This window comes from Paenibacillus sp. J22P165 (assembly GCF_059692015.1).
In genome coordinates, this window is the sequence record NZ_JCAUAP010000007.1 from 81172 (window position 1) to 97527 (window position 16356).

Genomic DNA, 16356 nt, shown 5'->3' on the forward strand with positions numbered 1-16356 from the left:
ATCGATTTTGGTCAATAATAAACGTCTTTAATTGAAAATTCATACCCGTTAGATGTGAAAACGGTAGCAGCTCATTGGCTGGCTACCGTTTCTGGTTGTTGTTCATCTGTGTTTCAGTTAAGCTCGGAAAATCAGAAAACTCCAACTTGATATTCATCCTCGTAAGCAAGAACACCTGGAAGTTCTCTGGAAACAGATTTTATTATTTCTATTCGATGTTTCTCAGCAATTCTAAAGAAAGGTTCCAGATGAACTAGCATGGTTTCTGTGTTACCATCATCTTTAAACCAAGTTACAGCGTTAATTGAATTATTATCTTCATAATACGGTGGGTTGGGTAAATTTTTTTCAAACCATTCTTTGGTGTCGAGATAAAGCTTGCTCTCACTTTCAGAAAGCCTTCCATCACGATATAGGTGATATATGACTACAAAAATACCAAAAGGTTTTTTAGTCTTAGGACTATTATAATTACCATGAAATCTAATATACATTGTTACTTAACACCACCCGTCTGAGTATTCGATAGCTCCCTATTGCAATCGAGAAAATCATTTACTTATAATTTCATCAGTGAATTCTTAATTCCTTTAACGCGCTGACGTTGTTAACAGTATTCATCACTCGTGTGTGGCATGAAGATAGTAGACAATTGCCCCGCCTGATAGTAAGGGTAATCCATCATCTTTTGGACCTTTTTTACTACTTCCATATTCGTAAGTGATTCAACAAGGTACAACCCCAGATCAATTGAAGCAGAAACGCCTCCCCCAGTAAAAATATTTCCATCGCGTACAACCCTTGCCTTAACAACCGCTGTGCAATAAGGAATCAACAAATCGTAAGCTGAAGGGTTCGTTGTCGCCATTTTATCAGTTAAGAAACCTGCAGCACCTAACAGCAAAGCACCTGTGCAAACAGATACTTTGTATTCCACATCTCGAGCAGTCTGTATCCAAGATACAAACTCTGTATCGTATCTTAATTCTCTCGTAGACATCCCGCCGGGTATAAATATCAAATCATACTTAGACAGATCTGGGCTGATATGCTTTATTTGTATTGTCATTCCACGGTCGTCTGTAATTTCCTCACGTGCTGCACAGAGATCCCAAGACACATTTTCTTTAGCATTTAGAATTTTTAGCCAAGATACCGCTTCATAAAAACCAACAAAATCCAATGTTGTCATCTTGTCAAAAAGAATATAAGCTATTTTCACTCCATAACACCGTCCTTTTCATATAAAAGCACAAAAAAAGCATCTGATCTTAGACCAAATACTTTGCCCAGGCGAACGGCGTATGACATATATGCTTCCTCGTGGTACTCCACGTTTCGCCAGTCGCACATACCAAATATTTACTTTATTATAATCTAGAAAATCTAACTTTATCAAGCCTTAAGGCCATCCTTTACAGGACGGCCCTTTCTTTGTAGATAACATGAATTTTCTGAACAAAAGTTCTTCGTATAAATCTACGATGACTTCTTACGAATAGGGTATAGCATTTCAAAGTTAAATGTTTCAATTTCTGAATAAGGAACTGTGAGAGCGTTCAACGGTTCAAGCGGAACTGTCTCCATCCCAAATACGCCTTGACGCCGATCTATTTCATAATCAGGAGACTGTTCAAGCCATGCAAATAACGCATCATATACTCGCCACATATGGGCCTCATTCCCGCATACTTTTGCACTCACACAAAGCCCACCGCTAATCTCCAAAGTCTCGATGCCATCCGGTACATCCCCAAACTCACGAACCGCCAATCCTACCCAAAGCGTATCAACTTTGTTGCTCCATTGCTCCTGCGGAATGAACACATACGCTGAAGGCACGTCCGTAAGTCGCGTATCGTCAAGTGGGACCTGAGCGGTAAGCTTGCTCCATGCCACCCTAGTCCCGTTCTTGTCTGATGTCATTCCCGTCCTTACAGCCAATGTCTTGAAAGGCGCCACTTCAACCAAGTCAATCGCTATTGTTTCCTGCAAAGCATACACTCCCCAATCTCACTTGATTCATGAATTACTACACTACTCATAGGAGATCATCTCTATTTGATATGTTTCCCTATCATAATACAGAACATTTGTTTCATTGTAAATATATTCCTTTTTCATTCACCCTCCGGAAACGGGGATGGGATTAAGGTTATTTGGTTGGAGAGTTGAGTAACACTTGAATGATCCATTGTTGATTCAAAAAACCTCCTACAAAAAAGTAAAAGCCTGATTCCTCAGGCAGTTTCATTGAAATTTATGTAGAAACATTTGTGCCTTTGAACTATTTGCTCAATATCAAATTTCATTATATACGCTATTTTCTCAGGTTATATTCAAGATAATATCCTTTAATTCAATCAGCGATTTGATTCGATAGCTGGCCTGAGAGAAGTCATGTGTTTTTGTGAAGTCGTTATGGACAATAACACAGTCGATACCAGCCGCCACGGCTGAGTTCAACCCTCTGTTTGAATCCTCTACAACGAGGGTCTCTTCTTTGGTAGCTCCGAAGCGCTTTTGGCCGGTCAAGTATGGTTCCGGGTGCGGCTTGGTGTGCTCGTAATCTTCGCGAACAAGGATGAATTCCATGAATTGAATAATCTGGCGATTTTCATGAATAAGTTGAAAATCTGCGCGCTTTGCAGTCGTCACGATGGCCATACGGACATACTTTGAAAGTTCGGCTAGAGTTTCAACTACGCCTTCAATCTCTATGGCTTCTGTTCTTAGATACTCCTGATAATAGACGTTGCGGACCTCACGCCGCTTGCTGAGGGTCTTTTCATCAATACCTGCCGCCCTAGCTTGGGCCCAAGTGCCCAATGATTGGGTCATGTCGCGGAGGTATTGATCTTTATCCAAGGTAAATCCAATGTCAGCCAGAGCACGTTCTCCCGCTTTGTAATACCAGAATTCAGTATCAACCAAAACACCATCATGATCGAAGAGTATGTACTTTTTCATTGTTTCGTTCTCCTTTGTCAGCTATGGAGTCATTACGTTTCAAAACGCAACCGCTTACAATAATTTAATTATGGGGAAATGGATAATATTTTAAGAATATTAAAAACAATTGCCTAGAAGCGCTGTACCTGAGTTGTTCGCCAACTGTGCAAGGGTAAGAACGTTTAGCTGAATGGACTATCGTTTTTATTCAAATATTCCAAAACAATGTTCACTCTTTCTATTACTGTATAATCTCCTTCTATTCTCAGTATTGGACAAGTTAAATCGGACATCCATTGTTCGTGTAAAGCCTTACTTCTGACTTCTAATCCAGCTTCATCATATAAGGATGCCCATTCTAAAAAAGCTTGTGATTGTTCGTACTTACTTCCACCAGGTAATATTTCATGACCATATCTTTGAAATTCCCTATCTTTTAACCTTTGAAGCCTTACCTCTCTAGGCGTATAAATAAATATGACTAGATCAAAGTTTGATTTCAACTCGTCTCCCCAACCACATACTGCTCCTGTAAGAATCCATTGCTTTTTATTTCGAAGATCTTCTTTTAATAACTGAAATCTTTCCTTGGGTTCTCGCTGTTTAGTAAATTTCTCGATCCAAAAAAAATCGTCACCATCTAAAGTACTATGAGGCAATATCAAAGACAATTCATTCCCAAGAGTAGTAGCACCTGAGCCCGAAGCACCCAGAATATGAATATTATTTTTCATATTAACCTCCATGATAACTATCTAATACCTTATTTGGTAGTTAATCGAAGTGACGTTGCGTCACATAATGATAAACTTCGCCATTCGTCATATAACGAATATCCTTACGTCCGCTTATGATCTTACAAAAATACTCAAAACTATCCCAACTCTTATATTTATCAAATTCAAAGCTATGGCCCCATACATAAAACAGCATATCTTCTTGAGCTTCAGCTTCAATAAATTTTTCTGCAAGTTGAATCAATTGTTTATCATTTTGATGGCAGGTTGGCTGCCACTCCATGAAATTACTTGGCAATATAAAAGAGTTATGAGAATTAATATTTCGAGCGTAACGGATAGGCGTATTTTTCAGGATTGTATCAATAGTAAATTCATTATAGTAAGGACCTCCTGGATAGGCCATACCTATAATAGGTTTACCCGAAAGTTCCGTTAGACTTATATAATCTTGATTAACTTCCTCAATAATCTTCTCTCTCGAGCAATTAAGTAAATTTGGATGGGTTACAGTATGAACCGCAATCTCATGATTGTTATACAACTCTTTTACTTCGGATGCTTGAACTTCATCGTGACAGACTTCAATGCCTTCGTGCACAATCGTATGTACTTGTCCAAATAATCCAGAGTTCAAATTAAAAGTACATTTCAAATGATATGTATCTATGAGATGAATAAAACGTCTGTCCTGAATCGTCCCATCATCAAAGCTCATCGTAAACATTTTTTTAGCTAATTGTTGACCCAATTCACATAGCCTCCCATACTTTCAAAAGAATACGAAGTAAATCTTACTTTCCTCCGCTGCGCATTACAAATGATGTATTCCACAATGTATTGTTATATCCTTTTTTTCTCACTGCCTCTTGTTCGTCCCCACTTCAAAAAGTTAAGTCTTCCGAATACTGCAGCAAAAAGGGACCGTTTAACTGTAGAGCAGCCGACGATCCCTATTCAACATCTATCTCATCATAGATTTTTATACTTAGCACAAAGCCTATCGATACCATATTAATCAACAGCGAGGTGCCTCCATAACTGATAAAAGGAAGGGTGATTCCCGTAATTGGCATGATGCCGATCAGCATCCCGATGTTTTCGAAAACTTGAAACAAAAACATCGCAGAAATCCCACCAATGATATAAATACCTGTTTGACTTCGAATGTTAAGAGCGATAATGATCATTCGATAAATGAGAAGAAAATAAAGGAAGAGTATCGCTGATGCTCCTATAAATCCAAATTCTTCTGCAATTACAACGAATATGGAATCTGCATAGGTATAGGGAACCTGGCCACTCTGGACTGAAGTTCCATGAAGATAGCCATCTCCTTCTAACGAGCCCGATCCGATTGCTTTGATCGCTTGTTTCATGTGATATGTTGCCTTTTCAGAAGCTTGCTCTGGCAAAAGGACGGCATCTACCCTATCCAGCCAGTACTCTTTATGTTTGGATGCCATGAATTGCTTTATGTCATCATGATAATTGATATAGCTCCAGAGCGAGCTTCCGCTCACGATTATCATAATGACTAGACCAATCCAAGCATGCTTGTAATTAATGTGCCCGAACCAACAGACCACAATAAAAATAACCAAATATGCAATGGAATTACCGAGATCTGGTTGCATTAGAACCAAGAGAAACGGAACTACGGTTATAAAACCCATAGGCAGTATTTCTTTGAACAGGCTTAGTGTGTCGACTTCTCTTTTAGATAGAAAATACGCTAAAAACAAGATTAAAATGAGCTTACACAGTTCTGCCGGTTGAAAGCCAATCCCACCAGGAAGAATGAACCACCCCTGTGCATTGTTGAGCGTATCCCCTTTAAAAAATAATAAGACCAACAGTCCCACACCAATGAAATAGTATATGGGTGAAAAGCGTAATAAGAGTTTATAGTTAAAAAATAGCATGATAAATAAGACCATAAAGCCTAAGCCGTAAAAATACATCATTTTAATATAGGATTGGGAAAAATCTGGATTAGTCCTTGTTGCGCTATAGATGCAGAATATACTTATGATCATTAAGACGAGCATCAGCAACAAAATAATGCCATCTAGCCCTTTAATTATTCTTTTTAACATGAATGCAAATTGTGTTCCTCCGAGAATATTCTCAATAATGAATCACCTATTTCTGGATATGTTAAGTAAGCTACATCTAAGTATAAGAAATACAGTTAAATAAAAAGTGGGGTATTTATTAAATTTTCCTTAAATTACTTTCTTGTAAATATAGAACGTATCCAGTACGGTATTTAGAACTTTTGTTGCACGAATTCCCGTTAATTAAATGAAAAACAGGGCGCAGCTGCCGCGGCAAACTGCTCCCTGTTTATGATGTTAAATCAGAATCATATTTCGGATTACTTATTTAGCACGAGCTCTCCATAAGCCATTACTAGCCAGAAGCTTCCTTCGTAATCCTTACGATTCAACATATGAATCTTATATACGAAGCCGTCCTTCGTAATAACTCCAATCCATAAGTGACCATCTTGATCACTTAGCGTCAATATGGACTCTACTTCTTTCTGTAACGTTAACTTGACGAAAGATTGTAAAACCGCTCTGTGATCCTCTTGTGTTTGTTTGGCCCAAATCTCCTTTATCTGAGCTTGCGTGTACGAAATAGCGACGAGATCATCCACTTTCTGAAGCCCTTCCCGAAGCTCATCCCAGTCCTCCAAAAGTTGCACAGGGACTTTCGGACGTAATATATCTCCCTTGGCAACAAAGACTGTATAGCTATCCTGCTCCCACTCTACAGGCTTTCCAAGCAACTCAGATAGCTGGCGAATGCTGACATAGGTTCGCCCATATTCCTGGATCGTCCTCATTTCAATCTGTGGATTGTCTTGATTAATCGTGAGCATTCGGTCAGGCAACTCAAGAGTGATCTGCCTGAGCTCCTCGTCGTAACCAACCTTGTAGCCCATCGCTTCCGTCATTGCACGCAGCGGCACCCAAACACGCCCTTCTTCGACGTCTAGATACGCTGGAACGTCAGTCAGCAGTTGCTCTCCAAAAAAGTTAATTTTCACAGAATCGTATTGTTTCAATCTCATACCGGACTGATCCTTCACATATAGATACTGTGTAGCATTCACTGGCAACCATCTTTCATATCCAGGGCAATTTGGACACTCAATTGGAAAATTACCCTGGCGGGGACTTTGTGACAGCACCTTGGAAAAGCCCTCGTTTAAAGTGAACCAACGGTTACCTTTTTCCATCACGTATCCGTCACCGCCACTGATTGAAGTAAATATGACAGGTTCCAATCCGGTCAAAAGCGGGGACAACTCGGAGAGTCGAATGCTTTTATCTTCCTTCCCCTTTGCAGTATATATGGTTACTGTCCCTTGATCTTGCAAGGCTAACTTTCCGTCCTTCATTGGAATGACGTTGACATTATTATTTACCGGTAACGTATATAGGATCTGATTAGAATCTGGGTCAACTGCTGCCATTTGAACCTTCCCGCCTGAAAGCGAGTTTAGAGTCACATATAAGACTCCACCGCCAAACTGAACGTCGAACACATACTGATTCGGATTTCCCGCCTGTCCTAGAGCCTCCGCCAAATCGATCGTCACCGGGCCGTTCGACTCATGCCAACCAAAGCGAAGAAGCTGGAGGGAACGCATCCTCTGGATCTTCTCACCGCGTGGTGTGGCGATGGGGTCGTCGATCACGCCTTTTTTAATAGTCCAATATCGTTCCTTCTCATCCTTAGCTACAGCGGACAGTCCTCTTCCCCGACGCTCCGCTGCTGCTGGAACCGGTATATTGGCTGATCCACTCGAACTATTTTGCAGTACCATAATCAAAAATTCGACTAACTCTCCGTTAGCATTATTGGAAAGTACCGATGTTGTTGGGTTTTGGTTATTAACGAATATCGCTTTACTGCCATCCCAGAACGAGTGTATTGATCTCATATAAAAGCCGGACTGATACCCCAACTCCTCCACCGTCTTCGTTTTGCCAAATAAAAAACGATCTCCTTGCTCCTTAATCGATATTATCGCGGAGTCGGATGAAGCATTTGCCGCTGCTTGGTCCGCATGAATACTTGGAAGCGGCATTGCAGCAAGTATACCTGTACTTGCGATCACAACTGCGATGAATTTCTTAAGTCGTTTCATTGTTCACCTCAATTTCCTTTTTTTGTATTATAATCCATTAGACATATGATCAAGCCAAAAGTTGCGATTCACGCTCTATAACAAAAACATGGGTCTATATAGTCAAATCCTATCAAATACTCTTTAACTCAATAAAACTATCTAAAATTGCCTAATTTATTGGATAGCCAGTCTTTCAAAGCATCTTCGTGTTGTTTATTAAAAAGCGGCGGTAAATCCTCAATAGCAAAAAATCTTACTTCTACTGTTTCTGTCCCGTCTGCAACTAGCTCTCCACGAACTAATTTGCACTGAAAGAAGAAAGCAATGGTTTGAGCTTCATCGCCATTTGGGTATTTCTCGAAATATTTGGTATATATTCCGATTAAATGTTCAACGTTCACTGTTAATCCAGTTTCTTCATAAATTTCACGAATTGCTGTTTCCTCAGCTGATTCCCCAAGTTCCATTGCTCCGCCTGGAAATCCCCAAGCATAGCTATCTCCTCGTTTTTGCAATAAAACTTCATTTTTTTCATTGGAAATAATGCCTCCTGAAAAGTTAAGAAATATTAAATCATTCCCGACCTTTTCTCGAATAAAACGAATATAGTTTGGATCACCTTCCATATTTACCCTCCATAACGTTAGCCTATATAATATTGTACCATCCTAATCAAGAAAAGAGCCCCATTCGTGTCTCTATTCCCCCTCTTTACTGATTCCCTTCACTCTTATCTCAACTAATGCCGTTCGTCAAAAGGGATAACTATTTATAGCGTCCTATCTTCGTTTTTACACTCTCAAGTAGAGGCGCTGCTAAAGCTCTTGCTTTCTTTGCTCCTTCCAACAGGATGCTGTCAATTATTTCTGGTGATGCCATTAACTCATTGTATCTTTTTCGCGGTTCTTCTAAATAATCATTCATGACCCGGAACAGTTCTTGCTTTGCTTCTCCCCAACTAATGCCTTTTTGATATTTATCCCTTAATTCTTGAATTTGGCTTGGGTTAGCAAATGTTTTGTACAATAAAAACACAGTAGAAGTATCTGGATCTTTGGGCTCGTTAGGAGGTATAGAATCTGTTTTAATTTTGTTTATTAGTTTTTTCAAGTCATCAGTTGTTTCAAAAAGAGGTATGGTATTACTGTAGCTCTTACTCATTTTTCTACCATCAAGTCCAGGAATTACATACGTGTTTTCATCCACCATATAGTTAGGCAATTTGAATGTTTCTCCATAGTTTCGGTTGAAGCCTTCTGCGATATCTCTTGCGATTTCAACATGTTGAATCTGATCTTTACCAACAGGAACTTTGTCAGATTGAAATAACAAAATATCAGCTGTCATTAATATCGGGTATGTGAACAAGCCCATATTAACTCCCGTGTCCATATCCAATCCCAGGTGCTGATTTTGATCAATCATTGCTTTATACGCATGTGCACGATTCATTAATCCCTTGGATGTCAGACAAGACAATATCCAATTAAGTTCGAATATCTCTGGAACATCTGATTGTCTATAAAAAATAACTCTATCTGGATCTAGCCCTAATGCCAACCAGGTTGCTGCGATACCATAAGACAGATCATTGAACTCGTCTCTGTTCTGAATAAATGTTAATGCGTGATAGTCAGCAATAAAGAAAAGTGCGATGCAATCACTTTCTTTTGCGATTTGAAGTGCAGGTTTTATTGCAGCGATGTAGTTCCCTAAATGGACTTTACCAGTGGGCTTAATACCTGTTAGAACAATTTCAGTTGTCATGTTATCCCTCCTCAGAATACAACAAAAAGGGGTAATCTCATCCTTGAAAGGACGAGATTACCCCGTGATACCACCTTAATTAGCCCAAATATCAATTTGGACTCACTCTAACGCATCGAAACATGCCATATGTTTGAATGCGTGTCTCTTGTAACGATGAGACTTTCGCCAAAGCCTACTCAATGAATTTTCGGTTTGGATGCTCAGAAGCCCACTTCAACATAATCCCTACGCTGATTCACACCGACCATCAGCTCTCTGGAGTATTCGTTATGTTTACTCTCTTCATCATCGCAAAGTAATATTGTATTACTTCATTTTTACAACACAATTTAGATATTGTCAAATACTAGGTGATAAACTTAAATCAATGCTCTGTTATTATTAAATGTTGATTTATTAGGCAAAAGAAAACCACCTTTTTTGGGGCTATGATTGTCATTGAACTAACGTTACCCGAATACACTCAAACCGAATACATAATTTGGTTGGGGGTGGCAGGTGTGGTGTTTGAAAATCAAGTAGTTAAAACATTCGCAATTGTTGGTGTAATATCCTCGATTCTAACTATTTTAGTCTACCTTGCAGGGGGTTTCATTGAAAAATCCCATATTATGGATGTTACAGCTACTGCAATCAATGCGACTACTATTTTTGGTCTTCTCGCTATTTATTTATTTCAATCAAAGCAGTTGGGCACATTCGGCTTGATTAGCTTTATGGTTGCCATACTTGGCATTGTCTGGTCAACTGGCTTTGGTTTTGCACACAATTTCGCAGGACCGGTCTTGGAGCGATTCCAACCTGGGATTATTGACTGGCATAATACGCCGCAACCACTCAAGGATGGTGCATACTCCGCCGTGTGTTTGAATGGGTTAGGGATTTTCTTGTTCGGATTGTCGCTGATACTTGGCAAGTTGTCGCGATGGATGGCATTATTGTTCATCATTAGTGGCATCACCCTGCCCATTGCTTATTTTGCAACAGTATTGCCCCTATCGCTTCTATCTGTCTTCCTCGTTCCAATTGCTATGCTCACACTCTGCGTGAAACTACTAAAATCATTAAAGGCTGCAAATACGACATCGTCCTCATGATTAATAAGTTGGGTAATATCGTACTTGCCATCGTGAAGAACCGTGCTACGTCGCGGTTCTTTTTCTTTTTTATAATTTAACTCTGCCTTTGATAATTCGCCTATTCCCGCCTCTTTAGATGTCAAAGGGATAACTACACTTACGATCAGCTTTGAAATGGATAATGCGAGTTAGCTTAATTCATTAACCGCTTTGGGTTTGGAATCATACAGATAGCCTTCTTTGTTTGCTAAACCCCATAGATGATTAAATATTTTCGAAAAAGAATTATTATGATGTCTCCAGCTTTCGTTATAAGCTACAATCTTCTCAGGTGCAATTTGATTTTCTTTCCAAACCATTCCCTTTGTATTAACATTCTGAGCAAAAGCCTGCATCTTGTCTATTGTCTTAACGAATCGTGATTCGAGTGTTTCTCCTGATTCAAACTCTTCCCATAACTCATTGAATTCATTTCGGAAATCTTCTGGGAGCTGTGCAAATAGAATCTCAGCAGCTTCATCCTCTCTTACCTTTTTCCCAACGCGTGCCTTTATATCATGAGTAAATGTATCACCAGCATAAATCTCAACTAAATCGTGAATTAGAATCAATTTGAATGTTTTTTCTAAGTTAACTTCATACCCAATTTCCTTATGTAACAAAAGAGCAAACATGCACATATGCCAAGTATGTTCTGCATCATTTTCACGCCGAGCCGTGTTCGAAACATAGGTTTTACGTTCAATCGTTTTAAATTTGTCTAGTACTGAAAGAAAATCAATTAACTGTGTAATACGGGAAAACACTAAAATTTCTACCCCCTCTAAACTTATAGGTAAATTATACCATGTTTTATTACCCTTTTAACTTTACAAGAACATGAATAAATAAAAACAGAGAGCATCTGCTAAGGCAGTCTGTTCCCTGTTTATTGTGTGAAATTCTATAGATTAGTTTTACTTTTGAGCTAGACGATTTTTGTACTCGATATTGAATTCTTCGGTAATCTTTTGGTAGTTGACATCCTTTTTAAGGGAGTCTATATATTTATCCCAATCTTCTAATGTAATTTTTCCAATGATGACTTGCGTTTTCATGTCAGCTATTTTTTTCTTGTAGTCCGCTCCGATCTTGATATCGGTATTGGACACGAGCCCAATCGCCGGATTTCCGATGGAAATCTTCGCTCTTTCCTCTGTGATTTTCATGTTTCTCTGATATGTCTCTTTGGGCATACCAGCCGCATATTGCCATAAATCAACGACAGGCGTACTGAACATTTTGCCCCACGTTGCCGTTCCTACGCTGTCTGCCACCGCTTTATCATTAGACACTTTTAAACCATCCGTAAGCGTATAATGAACATCTTTAATTCCGTACAATGTTAAATCCAGCCCTTCACCACCAGAACCGTAATTCACGAATTTTAAAATAGCCTTCATCTTGTCTTCCGGGACGGATTTTGGTATCGCCAGTACACCATTCATGCCTGTACTTTGAGGTACGTAGGCTTTACCTCCGGCTTTTGGAGCTAAGGAGATCATCGGCGTCCACTCTACCTTCGGATCTTTTTTCCACTGGTCCATGGTATATCTAAACAGCGCCTCCGGTGTTTCAATCGTAATTCCGGCTCTACCACTTGTAGCGAGTTCCCAATATTGATTTTCTTTCAATACAGGAAAGTCTTGCGGAATTAAGCCTTCTTGGTACAGTTTGCGCTGGTAAATTAGTGATTCTCTCATTTCCGGTTCTAGATACATATTAACCAGTTTACCATCGACGGCCTTCCACATGCCAACTGTCCCTAAGAATACTTCGTCTATGGTTGCGGATCCTCGCATCGTATAACCAATTGTATCCTTTTTACCATCTGGCGCATTCTCCTTAAATGCCTTCATCACGGTATATAGCTCATCCATATTCGTTGGCATCTTCAGCCCAAGTTTATCCAGCCAATCTTTACGAATATCGAAGAATCCGCCTCCATCCAAAGGCCGCCCAGCAGGAATGGCATAACTTTTGCCATCAATTTTAGTATTGCTCCACGTTTTTGGATTAATGGACACTAGGTTCGGATAATCTTTGATATATGGCGTCAGATCCCAGAATGCTCCCTGCTTCACCATTTGACGGAATAAAGCTGTCGTGATATCTGGAATTTTAATCAAATCTGCAATATCGCCTGCAGCCAGTGCCACATTGACACGGTCCCCATAATCACTCCCCGGGATCCATTGGACCGTCAGCTTGGTATTCGTTCTTTTCTCGAATTCTTTCAGAACCGGATTATCAGTACCCGGAGGCTGGGTGATCGTGAAGTCTGTCATGATTTTAATCTCGGTAGGCTTCGCTGGTGCTTTGCTATCTTCTTTCGGAGTCGACACGCCCTCCTTATCTGGAGCCGAAGATGGCGTTGAGGAACAGGCTACTGTAAGGGAAAAGAAGGCAACCATTGTAGATAAAACGAGAAGCGTTTTTTGTTTTTGTAACAAGTTGGTTTCACCGTTTTTCATTTTTAACTCATCTCCCATAAATGTAGTTGATAGACCGTTTCACCTTGCCTAGATTACGCTTACATGATTGGTGCTTTCATACTTTAAGTTACACCGTCCAGCCATATTCTCTAACTTTGCTTTCATAATTCGAATCATCTATATGTAAGCCGAAGCCGGGAGTCGAAGGCACGGAGATTTTACCATCCTTAATGATATAACCTGAAGTATCGATACCTGGAATCTGCGCCTCATCCCATTCAACGAACATAAACCCTTCGATGGCCGGATATACCTGAGCGGAAGCAAAGTTACCGTAAAAACCACCGTAATTGTGTGGTGCTGCTTTTACTCCGCTTTTAGCCAATCTTTTGGCTAATTTCAACCAATTTACAATGCCATAGTCTTTCAAATCATACTGAATAGCATCGATCAAGCCCTGTTCCGCCCATTCCACAATCGGTCCTGCCGCATATCCTTCACCGTCTGTGATCAGCACGTTCAATTTCTCCTCCGCCAGCCACTCTTTCAGATTACGGTAAAGCCTATCATCTTCGTGAAAAGCTTCCTCTATCCACAGCAGGTTGGACTGAGCTGTTTCTTTCAGCACATGCTTGGTCAGGTTCAAATTGTACCCATTGTTGGCGTCAATAGAAATGTTACATTGTGGACCAACGGCATCCCTTATCCCGTTCACAATCGCAATATCTCGTTGGGTACCTTCCCTTAGATCCATATGCATCGCACCACGGCCTACCTTAATTTTAAAACCTCGGAAACCTTCGTTATATCCTTCCATGGCTTCTTCCTGGAGCAGTGCAACCGCCTCCTTTTCAGAACTCAGATGTAGATCGTCGAAGTATAAAGAGGTATCGTAGCAAGGAACTGTTAATGGAGATTCCCACTTTTTAGGGCTCAAAAGTTGATATACGGGAATTTCTCTTACTTTGGCAAGCCAATCCAACAATGGGAATTGAATGCTTTGGAAACGGTCTTTAATCCATTGCTCTTCACAAAATATCTCGTTCACGGATGCTCCAATCATGGCTTCAGCAGCTTCACGAGAGATTCGTGACCAACTGTAACCCGTGATCCCCCCGATCGTTATTCGAACCAGAGGAAAGCTTACTTCTTTTCCGTGTACACCAAGCCTAGCATTGCAGCCAGCCAATCTCCTACGTTCACCTTTCATTAGCACTTGCTCGATTTTCTCAATACGCCAATTTTTTTCCAAGTCCCCAAAGTTAGTCATTCTATCCTAATCTCCTTTATGATCCTATTTTTTGTCAAGCCTGCTGGATGAATCCGTTCTGATTATCCTTTCACAGAACCTAACATCACACCTTTTGTAAAATGCCTTTGCAAGAAGGGGTAGACCAACAAAATGGGAACCGTAGACACGACAACAGCGGCCATCTTGATCGTTTGAGTAGGCAGCTGCTTGTCCGAAGCCATCTCTACCGCCACGGCTCCGCCAACAGAAGTATCGGAGTCAATGAGCATGTTGCGCAGAACAATTTGTAAAGGCACCTTTGTAAAATCATTGATATACAGCACGGCACTAAAGAACGTATTCCAGTAGGCCACTGCATAAAACAACCCAAATGCGGCTAGCGATGCGACAGAAAGTGGTAAAATAATGCGGAAAAAGATGCTTAAGTCGTTACACCCATCAATCATTGCAGCTTCTTCCAACTCTACAGGAATGGAGTCAAAGAAACTTTTCATCAAGATTACATACCAGCCGCTGGTCAAAACAGGGACAATCAACGCCCATACACTGTTTATGAGGCCCAGATCGCGGACTAATAGATAGGTGGGAATAATTCCCGGATTAAAAAGGATCGTGAACATCACCATGATCATCATGGCTTTCCTTCCACGCAGTCGCTTTCGAGATAGTCCGAATGCGAAAGCTGATGTTACAATGAGGCTTAACATGGTTCCCACCGTTGCTAGAAAAGCACTAACCCCGGTCGCACGAATGAAAGCGGAAGTGGAAAGCAAATACTCATAAGCACCTACACTCCACTTACTTGGGAACAAGACAAAGCCATATTTCTCTACGTATTCACTAGGTTCTGTAAAGGAAACGACGAATACGTAATACAAAGGAAATAACGTAACAATACCAACAACTACAAGCAGCAGGACATTCGCTATGCCAAATATACGGTCACCTAAGCTTTCTCTCATTGCATGTCCTCCTCAGGCTTAATACACTCCCTCTTCGCCGAAACGTTTGGCCAGCCAGTTAGCCCCAACAACTAGCACAAGTCCTATAACTGATTTAAATAAACCGGCTGCTGTCGTATAACTGAATTGCCCTTGTTGAATCCCATTTCGATATACATACGTTTCGAAGACGTCGGCAACATTGGCAACTGCGCCATTGCTCATCAAAAACACTTGTTCAAAACCAACATCCATAATTTGTCCCAAGCGCAGAATTAAAAGGATAATGATGACATTACGAATTCCCGGCAGCGTTATGTGCCACATTTGTCTAATCCGGCTTGCACCATCCATCTTCGCTGCTTCGTAAAGTTGCGAGTCAATACCTGTAATGGCTGCAAGGAAAATAATCGTTCCCCAGCCTGTGTCTTTCCAAATATTTTGACCCGTAAGCAGTCCCCAGAAGAAATTTTCGTTCGTCAAAAAATCAATCTTGGAGAAGCCTGCATATTCGAGCAGCATATTCACAATCCCATTCGTTTGCGAAAGCAATAAAAAGGTAATCCCTGCAATAATCACCCATGAAAGAAAATGCGGTAAGTAGACAATGGATTGTATAACGCGTTTAAAATATTTGTTCGTTACTTCATTCATACAAAGTGATAAAAGAATCGGAAGAGGAAAGAAAAAGACCAGACTCAACAAACTAATCATCATGGTATTTCGGAATAAAATAAAGAAACTAGGGTTCGTGAAAAAACGAACGAAATTCTCAAAGCCTACCCAAGTGCTTTTAAACACGCCCATATAGGGCGAATAATCCTGAAAGGCGATAACCAGCCCCCACATCGGGTAATATTTGAAAATAAGAAAATAGAGGACACCTGGAAGAACTAATAAATATAGGTACTTGTCACGTTTGAATTCGGACCACAGTGAAGTCTTTGTCTTTCTTTGAATAAGTTGCCGTTGATTTGCCTTCGTCACTTGGATACCCATGTACC

At 40.3% G+C, this 16356-nt stretch carries 16 protein-coding genes, 1 riboswitch and 1 other annotated feature; of the genes, 1 reads left to right on the plus strand and 15 read right to left on the minus strand.

What is annotated here, in order from left to right; all coding sequences use genetic code 11:
* Nucleotides 1-131: 131 nt before the first annotated feature.
* The 10 genes from AC58QM_RS17730 to AC58QM_RS17775 form a co-directional block, all read right to left on the minus strand.
* A complete protein-coding gene (locus tag AC58QM_RS17730; protein ID WP_497286191.1) occupies nt 132-494 on the minus strand; it encodes a hypothetical protein in 363 nt (120 codons plus the stop codon).
* Nucleotides 495-607: 113 nt separating this feature from the next.
* Complete coding sequence (locus AC58QM_RS17735) at nt 608-1222, minus strand: DJ-1/PfpI family protein (RefSeq protein ID WP_497286193.1); 615 nt, start codon at nt 1220-1222, stop codon at nt 608-610.
* Between the two features lie 58 nt (nt 1223-1280).
* Nucleotides 1281-1359, minus strand: a riboswitch (ZMP/ZTP riboswitch).
* Nucleotides 1360-1479: 120 nt separating this feature from the next.
* Nucleotides 1480-1995: a GyrI-like domain-containing protein gene (locus tag AC58QM_RS17740; RefSeq protein WP_497286195.1), complete on the minus strand. Its 516-nt coding sequence runs from the start codon at nt 1993-1995 to the stop codon at nt 1480-1482.
* A gap of 333 nt (nt 1996-2328) precedes the next feature.
* A complete protein-coding gene (locus AC58QM_RS17745; protein ID WP_497286197.1) occupies nt 2329-2970 on the minus strand; it encodes an HAD family hydrolase in 642 nt (213 codons plus the stop codon).
* Between the two features lie 164 nt (nt 2971-3134).
* Nucleotides 3135-3686, minus strand: a complete 552-nt coding sequence (locus AC58QM_RS17750; RefSeq protein WP_497286198.1) for an ATP-binding protein — start codon at nt 3684-3686, stop codon at nt 3135-3137.
* Between the two features lie 40 nt (nt 3687-3726).
* Nucleotides 3727-4440, minus strand: coding sequence for a polysaccharide deacetylase family protein (locus AC58QM_RS17755; protein WP_497286200.1), 714 nt, complete (start codon nt 4438-4440; stop codon nt 3727-3729).
* A 202-nt stretch (nt 4441-4642) separates the two neighbouring features.
* The gene (locus tag AC58QM_RS17760; protein ID WP_497286202.1) at nt 4643-5788 is read right to left on the minus strand and encodes an FtsW/RodA/SpoVE family cell cycle protein; all 1146 of its coding nucleotides are present in this window, start codon (nt 5786-5788) and stop codon (nt 4643-4645) included.
* 281 nt (nt 5789-6069) lie between these two features.
* Nucleotides 6070-7854 (minus strand): copper amine oxidase N-terminal domain-containing protein, encoded by a 1785-nt coding sequence (locus AC58QM_RS17765; RefSeq protein WP_497286204.1) that lies wholly within the window; start codon nt 7852-7854, stop codon nt 6070-6072.
* A gap of 137 nt (nt 7855-7991) precedes the next feature.
* Nucleotides 7992-8462, minus strand: coding sequence for an NUDIX hydrolase (locus tag AC58QM_RS17770; protein ID WP_497286206.1), 471 nt, complete (start codon nt 8460-8462; stop codon nt 7992-7994).
* A 139-nt stretch (nt 8463-8601) separates the two neighbouring features.
* Nucleotides 8602-9603 (minus strand): tryptophan--tRNA ligase, encoded by a 1002-nt coding sequence (locus AC58QM_RS17775; protein WP_497286208.1) that lies wholly within the window; start codon nt 9601-9603, stop codon nt 8602-8604.
* Nucleotides 9604-9647: 44 nt separating this feature from the next.
* Nucleotides 9648-9904: a binding site (T-box leader), on the minus strand.
* 205 nt (nt 9905-10109) lie between these two features.
* Between AC58QM_RS17775 and AC58QM_RS17780 the strand changes: the two genes are divergently transcribed.
* Nucleotides 10110-10703 (plus strand): hypothetical protein, encoded by a 594-nt coding sequence (locus AC58QM_RS17780; RefSeq protein ID WP_497286210.1) that lies wholly within the window; start codon nt 10110-10112, stop codon nt 10701-10703.
* Nucleotides 10704-10873: 170 nt separating this feature from the next.
* Here AC58QM_RS17780 and AC58QM_RS17785 read toward each other — a convergent pair whose 3' ends face one another.
* From AC58QM_RS17785 to AC58QM_RS17805, 5 genes are all read right to left on the minus strand, one after another.
* Nucleotides 10874-11491 (minus strand): HD domain-containing protein, encoded by a 618-nt coding sequence (locus tag AC58QM_RS17785; protein ID WP_497286212.1) that lies wholly within the window; start codon nt 11489-11491, stop codon nt 10874-10876.
* Between the two features lie 150 nt (nt 11492-11641).
* Nucleotides 11642-13198 (minus strand): extracellular solute-binding protein, encoded by a 1557-nt coding sequence (locus AC58QM_RS17790; protein WP_497286214.1) that lies wholly within the window; start codon nt 13196-13198, stop codon nt 11642-11644.
* Nucleotides 13199-13286: 88 nt separating this feature from the next.
* Nucleotides 13287-14429, minus strand: a complete 1143-nt coding sequence (locus AC58QM_RS17795; RefSeq protein WP_497286216.1) for a mandelate racemase/muconate lactonizing enzyme family protein — start codon at nt 14427-14429, stop codon at nt 13287-13289.
* Nucleotides 14430-14491: 62 nt separating this feature from the next.
* Nucleotides 14492-15373, minus strand: coding sequence for a carbohydrate ABC transporter permease (locus AC58QM_RS17800; protein WP_497286218.1), 882 nt, complete (start codon nt 15371-15373; stop codon nt 14492-14494).
* An 18-nt stretch (nt 15374-15391) separates the two neighbouring features.
* Nucleotides 15392-16351, minus strand: coding sequence for an ABC transporter permease (locus AC58QM_RS17805; RefSeq protein WP_497286220.1), 960 nt, complete (start codon nt 16349-16351; stop codon nt 15392-15394).
* Nucleotides 16352-16356 lie beyond the last annotated feature (5 nt).